At 72.9% G+C, this 6,215-nt stretch carries 4 protein-coding genes and 1 pseudogene; all 5 read right to left on the bottom strand.

Annotated features, from left to right (window positions below):
- Window positions 1–510 (bottom strand): annotated as a pseudogene (locus ADL22_RS09715) (type VI secretion protein); the annotation flags it as partial.
- 149 nt (window positions 511–659) lie between these two features.
- Window positions 660–2,138 (bottom strand): ATP-binding protein, encoded by a 1,479-nt coding sequence (locus ADL22_RS09710; RefSeq protein WP_066975822.1) that lies wholly within the window; start codon window positions 2,136–2,138, stop codon window positions 660–662.
- A 54-nt stretch (window positions 2,139–2,192) separates the two neighbouring features.
- A complete protein-coding gene (locus ADL22_RS09705) occupies window positions 2,193–3,758 on the bottom strand; it encodes an SCO6880 family protein (RefSeq protein ID WP_066975819.1) in 1,566 nt (521 codons plus the stop codon).
- Window positions 3,755–5,032, bottom strand: a complete 1,278-nt coding sequence (locus ADL22_RS09700; protein ID WP_066975817.1) for a hypothetical protein — start codon at window positions 5,030–5,032, stop codon at window positions 3,755–3,757. Before ADL22_RS09700 ends, ADL22_RS09705 begins: the two co-directional genes overlap by 4 nt.
- Window positions 5,022–5,876, bottom strand: coding sequence for a hypothetical protein (locus tag ADL22_RS09695; protein ID WP_066975815.1), 855 nt, complete (start codon window positions 5,874–5,876; stop codon window positions 5,022–5,024). Before ADL22_RS09695 ends, ADL22_RS09700 begins: the two co-directional genes overlap by 11 nt.
- Between the last annotated feature and the right edge of the window lie 339 nt (window positions 5,877–6,215).

The following is a 6,215-nucleotide window of genomic DNA, read 5'->3' as shown; positions in this document are numbered from 1 at the left end:
GGGTGCGGGTGCGGGTACGGCGGAGGGCGCGGCTGGGGCCGGGGCCGGGGCGGCCGGTGCGGCAGCCGGGGCCGGAGTCGGCGCGGGCGTCGGGGCCGGTGCGGGCTCGGCTGCCGGGACGGGCTGCGGGGCCGCGGCCTGGGGATCCGTGGGCTGGGGCGCCGCGGGCCGGGGCGCCGCCGCCTCCGCCCGCCGCCGCTCCCGGCGGGCCGCCCGTACGGCGCGGTAGCGGGTGACCGTCCCCAGGACGAAGACCGCCAGCACCAGCAGCACCATCAACTGGCCGATGAACAGGCCCCAGAAGAGCCCATACCCCGGCAGCTCGGCCTTGGGCGTCTCCGGCCAGGCCGCCGCGATGTCGTGGGGCGCGGACACCAGGTGCGGCAGCGCCAGCGGCGTCCCGGTGTACTTCACCCCGGTCGGCCAGGCGCCGTGCGCGAACAGCCCGCCCAGGCCGGTCGCGGTCCACACCACCACCGTCAGCCCGAGCAGGAAGGCGATCAGCCCCACCAGCAGGGCGTCGGGGATCCCGCGGCCCCTGGGGCGCCCGGCCCCGGCCCCGCGCCCGTGGTCCGCGCCGCCGCCGGGCCCGTAACCGGGTCCGTAAGCGGGGCCGTACCCGCCCCGGGGACCGTACCCGTCGTCGTCGTATCCGCGCCTCACGCCACCGTCTCGCTCGACTCGTCCCGCAACTGCCGTTCCAGCGCGATCGCCTCGGCCCGCGCCTCCGCCTCCGCGTCCGCCGCCAGCGCCAGCGCCCGGGCCTCGTCCGTCGGCAGCGCGGACGACTCGGTCATCGCCCGGTCCGTGTAGACCAGCGGCCGCTCGGCCTCGGTGATCAGGTGCTTGACGACCTGGACGTTGCCGTTGACGTCCCAGACGGCGATGCCCGGGGTCAGCGTCGGAATGATCTCCACCGCCCAGCGCGGCAGCCCCAGCACCTGCCCCGTGGCGCGCGCCTCGTCGGCCTTCTGGGCGTAGATCGTCCGGGTGGACGCCATCTTCAGGATCGCCGCGGCCTCCCGCGCGGCCGCCCCGTCCACCACGTCGCTGAGGTGGTGGACGACGGCCACGAACGACAGGCCCAGCCGCCGCCCGAACTTCAGCAGCCGCTGGAACAGCTGCGCCACGAACGGGGAGTTGATGATGTGCCAGGCTTCCTCGACCAGGAAGATGCGCTTCTTGCGGTCCGGGCGGATCCAGGTGTGCTCCAGCCAGACGCCGACGATCGCCATCAGGATCGGCATCGCGATGGAGTTCCGGTCGATATGCGACAGGTCGAAGACGATCAGCGGCGCGTCCAGGTCGATACCGGCACTGGTCGGCCCGTCGAACATCCCGCGCAGGTCGCCGTCGACCAGCCGGTCCAGCACCAGCGCCACGTCCAGGCCCCAGGCGCGGACGTCGTCTATGTCGACGTTCATCGCCTCCGCCGAGGCCGGTTCGGGGTGGCGCAGCTGCTCGACGATGTCGGAGAGCACCGGCTGCCGGCCCCGCGCCCCGGCGGCCCGTTCGGCGCCGTCCGCCGCCTCCTCGGCGTCCCGCCGCGCGTACTGCCCGGTGACCGCCGCGTGCGCGACCTTCAGCGCGAAACCGGCCCGCTCGTCCAGGCCGTGGCCCATGGCGACCTCGATGATGGTCCGCAGCAGGGCCAGCTGGCCGGTGGTGGTGATCGACGGGTCGAGCGGATTGAGCCGGATACCGCCGTTCAGGGCGGCCGCCGGGTCCAGCCGGATGGGGGTTATGCCCAGCTGCTGGGCGATGAGGTTCCACTCGCCGACGCCGTCCTCGCCCTGCGCGTCCAGCACCACCACCTGCCGGTCCCGGAACCGCAGCTGGCGCAGGACGTACGTCTTCTCCAGCGCCGACTTGCCGTTGCCGGACTCACCCAGGACCAGCCAGTGCGGCGCCGGGAGCTGCTGCCCGTACAGCTGGAACGGGTCGTAGATGTAGCCCTTGCCGGAGTACACCTCCCGGCCGATGATCACGCCCGAGTCGCCCAGCCCGGGCGCCGCCGTCGGGAGGTAGACCGCCTGCGCCTGGCCGGTGGAGGTGCGGACGGGCAGCCGTGTCGTCTCCACCTTCCCGAACAGGAAGCTGGTGAAGGCTTCGGTGAGGGCACCGAGCGGATCGAACATGGCCATGACGTACGCGCCTCCCAGGGCTTTCAGCGGCGTGCGGCGGATACCGGGTCAGCGGCGGATCCCGGTCGCGAACGGCAGGGTGTTCACGAACGCCCGGTGGTGCTCGCGGTCGCACCACTCCAGCTTGAGGTAGGACTTGCCCGCCGAGGCGCGGATGGTCCGCTTGTCGCGGGCCAGCGCCTCCGGCGAACGGGCCGAGACCGTGAGGTACCCGACGAGGTTGACACCGGCCGCGCCGGACGCCAGGTCCTCACCGCGCTGGTCGACCCGGCCGTGGTGCGCCACGTCCCGCGGGTCCACCACGCGGTTCATCTTCGCCGCCCGGCTCGCCTCGGCGTCGTCGTTGGTCTTCTCCGTCAGCATCCGCTCGATGGCCACCTCGGTGGGCTCCAGGTCCATGCAGACCGCGACCGTGCGGATCACGTCCGGGGTGTGGACGAGCAGCGGCGCCAGGAAGTTGACGCCCACCGGGGTCAGCGGCCACTCCTTGACCCAGGCGGTGGCGTGGCACCACGGCGCCCGGGTCGACGACTCGCGGGTCTTGGCCTGGAGGTACGTCGGCTCGGTCGCGTCCAGCTCGGCCGGCCAGGCGTTGCGCTTGCTCATCGCCTGGATGTGGTCGATCGGGTGGTCCGGGTCGTACATCGAGTGCACCAGCGACGCCAGCCGGGCCTGTCCGAGCGGCTGCCGCACCCGGATGTCCGCCTCCGTCAGCCGGGCGCAGATGTCCGTCAGCTCACGGGCCATCACCACCGCCAGCCCGGCGTCGCGGTCCAGCTTCCGGCGCAGCAGCCCGCCGCGCTGGGCGGCCGCGGCGCGCGCCATGGTGACCGCCTCGGCGGCCAGCTCCCGGGTGTAGTGCATGCACGCGACCAGATAGGCCCGGTGCTGCTCGGAGGAGGTGGACACCATCGACTGGAGCTGGTCGTAGGAGTCGCGCAGCCACTGCGGGGAGTTGGCGTCCCCGCGCTGGGCGACGTCCTTGGCGTGCGCGTCGGGGTCGGCGGGCAGCGTCCTGGCCAGCATCTGGAGCCGGGTGACGAAGCCGTCGCCGTTGGCGACATGCTTCAGCAGCGTGCCGAACCGGTCGACCAGCGCCTCCTGGTCCTCACTGTCCCGCAGGCCGACGCCCGGCCCCTCGATCTCGATCGCCGCGGTCACCGTCCGGCGGTCCGCGTGCAGCAGCACCGCGATCTCGTCCGGTCCGAACGGCGCCGACAGCCAGTTGATCCGCCCGATGCCGGGCGGAGGCCCGATCTCCACTTCCCTCCCGTCCAGCCGAACACCGGCTTCCATCGCCCCGGAGCGGTAGACCGCCCCTCCCTTGCGCACCGTACGCCGGAAACTCCGCCGGATCTCGAACCACTTGTAGTACGTCCGCCCCTTGTACGGGACGTACACCAGGGCCAGCCCCAGCATCGGGAAGCCGGTCAGGGAGATGATCCGCAGCGGCAGCGACGGCACCAGCAGCCCGCACATCATCCCCAGGAACGCCCCGGCGATGATCAGCGCGATCTCGCCGGTCTCGCGGTTCTTGCCGATGACGGCGTTGGGCCGGGCGCGGCCGATCAGATACGTGCGCCGCGGTGCGATCGGCTGGGACGGCGTGCTCAACGCCCGTCACCTCCTGGTGCCTTGCCGGTGCGGGAGCCGCCGGCGGGGTTCGTGCGGGGCGCGGGGGCCGCCGGGGCGGAGCGGGAGCCGTGCGCGGCGACGCCGCCGGCCACCGCGTCGGCCGGCCGCGACGGGCCGCTCTGCGCGCCGCCGCCGTCGCCCCCGCCCGACCGGCGGGAACTGTGCGTCTTGATGCCCTGCGACACCAGCGCCGCGGGCGAGGAGATCATGGCGGCCGCCTGACTGCCGTCGGTGGCCCGGCCCTTGCTCGTCCGCGCCGAGATCATCTCGTCGCCGAAGCCGGGGACGAAGCGGTAGATCACCGCGCTGGCGAAGATCGCCAGGATGATGATGGCCAGTCCGGAGACCACCGCGGAGAAGGCGTTCGGCCCCTTGTCGCCGGAGAGCGCGCCGGCCACGCCGAGCACGATGACGATCACCGGCTTCACCATGATCACCGCGATCATGATCCCGGCCCAGCGGCGGACGTGCCCCCACATGTTCTTGTCGACCAGCCCGGCGTAGACCACCGTGCCCAGCAGCGCCCCGACGTACAGCAGCGCGGCCCGGATCACCAGCTCCAGCCAGAGCACACCGGCGGCCAGCACCGACACCAGCGACACCACGATCAGCATGATCGGGCCGCCGCCGATGTCCGTCCCCTTCGTCAGCGCCTGCGAGAACGCGCCGAAGAACGTATCGGTCTGGGCGCCCGTCCCCTTGGCGATGATCTCGGTGACGCCGTCGGTCGCCGACACCACCGTGTAGAGGATCAGCGGCGTGAACGCGGACGCCAGCACCGTCAGCCACAGGAACCCGACCGCCTCGCTGATCGCCTCCGTCAGCCGCACCCCGCGCACCGCCCGCTTGGCGACGGCGAGCAGCCACAGCACCAGCGTCAGCACCGTGGACGCGGCGAACACCACCGCGTACTGCCGCAGGAACGCCGCGTTGGTGAAGTCCACCTGCGAGGTCGCCTTCACCGCCTCCGACAATTTATCGACAATCCAGGCAGCGGCTTTGGCGCAGCCTTTGGCGAGGGAGCCGAGGGGGTCGAGGGGGTTGTTGTCGAGGGGGTTGCCCGGCAGTGAGCCGCCGCCACCACCGGTCCGGCCCTGCTGCTGGCAGTCCTGCAGCGCGGGCCCGCTGAAGCCGGCGCAGGGATCCGGTGGCGCGGCCACCGCGCGGGTCGCGAGCATGAAGACAAGGGCCTGCGCGCTCGCCAGCCCGGCGGCGACGGAGAACGCGCGGCGGTGCCTGCGCTTACCGGGCATAGGTGAAACCTCCGTAGCCTCGCACGGCCTTGGCCATGTCGTCGGCGGACGCGACGGCTTGGTCGCGCCCGATCGGCGCGGGTCCGTTCTGCTGCGTGAAGTCGACGATCTTCCAGTCCCCGCCGACCCACTGCAGGTCGTAGGTCGTGGTGTACCAACTCTCCGTGACCGGCTTCTGGGAGTTCGCGCCCGCGAGGCCGAAGAGGGCCGAGTACCAGACCGATACCTTGGCTTTGTCGTTCGTGAACGCCTCGGTCTTCGTGCCGACCGGGTTGGCGCGCGAGATGAAGGTCAGGCCCGCCGGCGCCGTGCCGTCCGGCTTGAGGCCGAACCGCTGGAGATGGGCCGGGTCCCCGTAGGTCGTGTCGAGCGCGCTCTTGCGTGCCGCGGCCACGGAGGGCGCGTAGACGGACTGGACGATCTCCTGCCGCCGGGCGGTGTTGTACATGCCGTCGCTGTTCAGCGCCACCACATAATTCGCCGCCGCCGACTGCGCCCCCTCGTCGGTGTGGGGGAAGCCGGAGGCGATGCCGGCGGTCTTGGTGGTGACCGGCTTGGTGCCGGTGGGGGTGGTGGGGCGGGCGGCGGCCGGGTCCTTGGCGGGGCCGGCGGAGTCCGCGCCGGTCTCGCTGTTGCCGCTGCCGCCCCTGTTGGCGAACGCGATCGCCGCGATGAGCAGGACGACCACGCCGACCACCGTGACGAGGTTGCGGCTGGAGAGCCCCATACGGGCGCGGCGGGCCGACCCGTAGGTGTCGCTCTCGCCGTCCGGAAGTCTGGTGCGGGTCTGGCCCGTGCCGGAGCCGCGGTCGCCGCCGTAGCCCCCGTCGTCGCCGATACTCATCGCGCCTGTGCCCCCTCTGCCGCCATCGCCGCTGCCGCCCTCGCCGTCCGTGCCGTTGGTGTGCCGCCTTCATATGACCGTAGCCGCGCGGGCGGCGGCTCGGGTGAAGTGGTACGAGTACATCTCACCGTGACGGTTCCTCAGTTGCTGGGCGGCAGGGGCGAATGGGGGACTTAGGGCGGTATGCGCCCTGGTCCGCCGCGCGCCTGCCGCGGCCTGCGGGTCCCCGGAACCACCTGTCCCCGCGCCGCGGCCGGCCCAATCGGCCCGCTGGTGGCGGACGTGGTCAGGGCGCGGCGCGGGGCCGGCGGAGCGGGGTGCGGGGGGCGTGGGTACGGG

The sequence above is a fragment of the Streptomyces sp. NRRL F-4489 genome (genome assembly GCF_001509485.1).
Lineage (GTDB): Bacteria > Actinomycetota > Actinomycetes > Streptomycetales > Streptomycetaceae > Streptomyces.
The sequence above is the reverse complement of the archived record's forward strand: the minus strand, read 5'-3'. Positions and strand labels throughout refer to the sequence as shown.

Bases quoted from the DNA above. Each gene is read 5' to 3' on its own strand.
- ADL22_RS09710 (WP_066975822.1), bottom strand. From the start codon at position 2,138: ATGTTCGATCCGCTCGGTGCCCTCACCGAAGCCTTCACCAGCTTCCTG.
- ADL22_RS09700 (WP_066975817.1), bottom strand. From the start codon at position 5,032: ATGCCCGGTAAGCGCAGGCACCGCCGCGCGTTCTCCGTCGCCGCCGGG.
- ADL22_RS09695 (WP_066975815.1), bottom strand. From the start codon at position 5,876: ATGAGTATCGGCGACGACGGGGGCTACGGCGGCGACCGCGGCTCCGGC.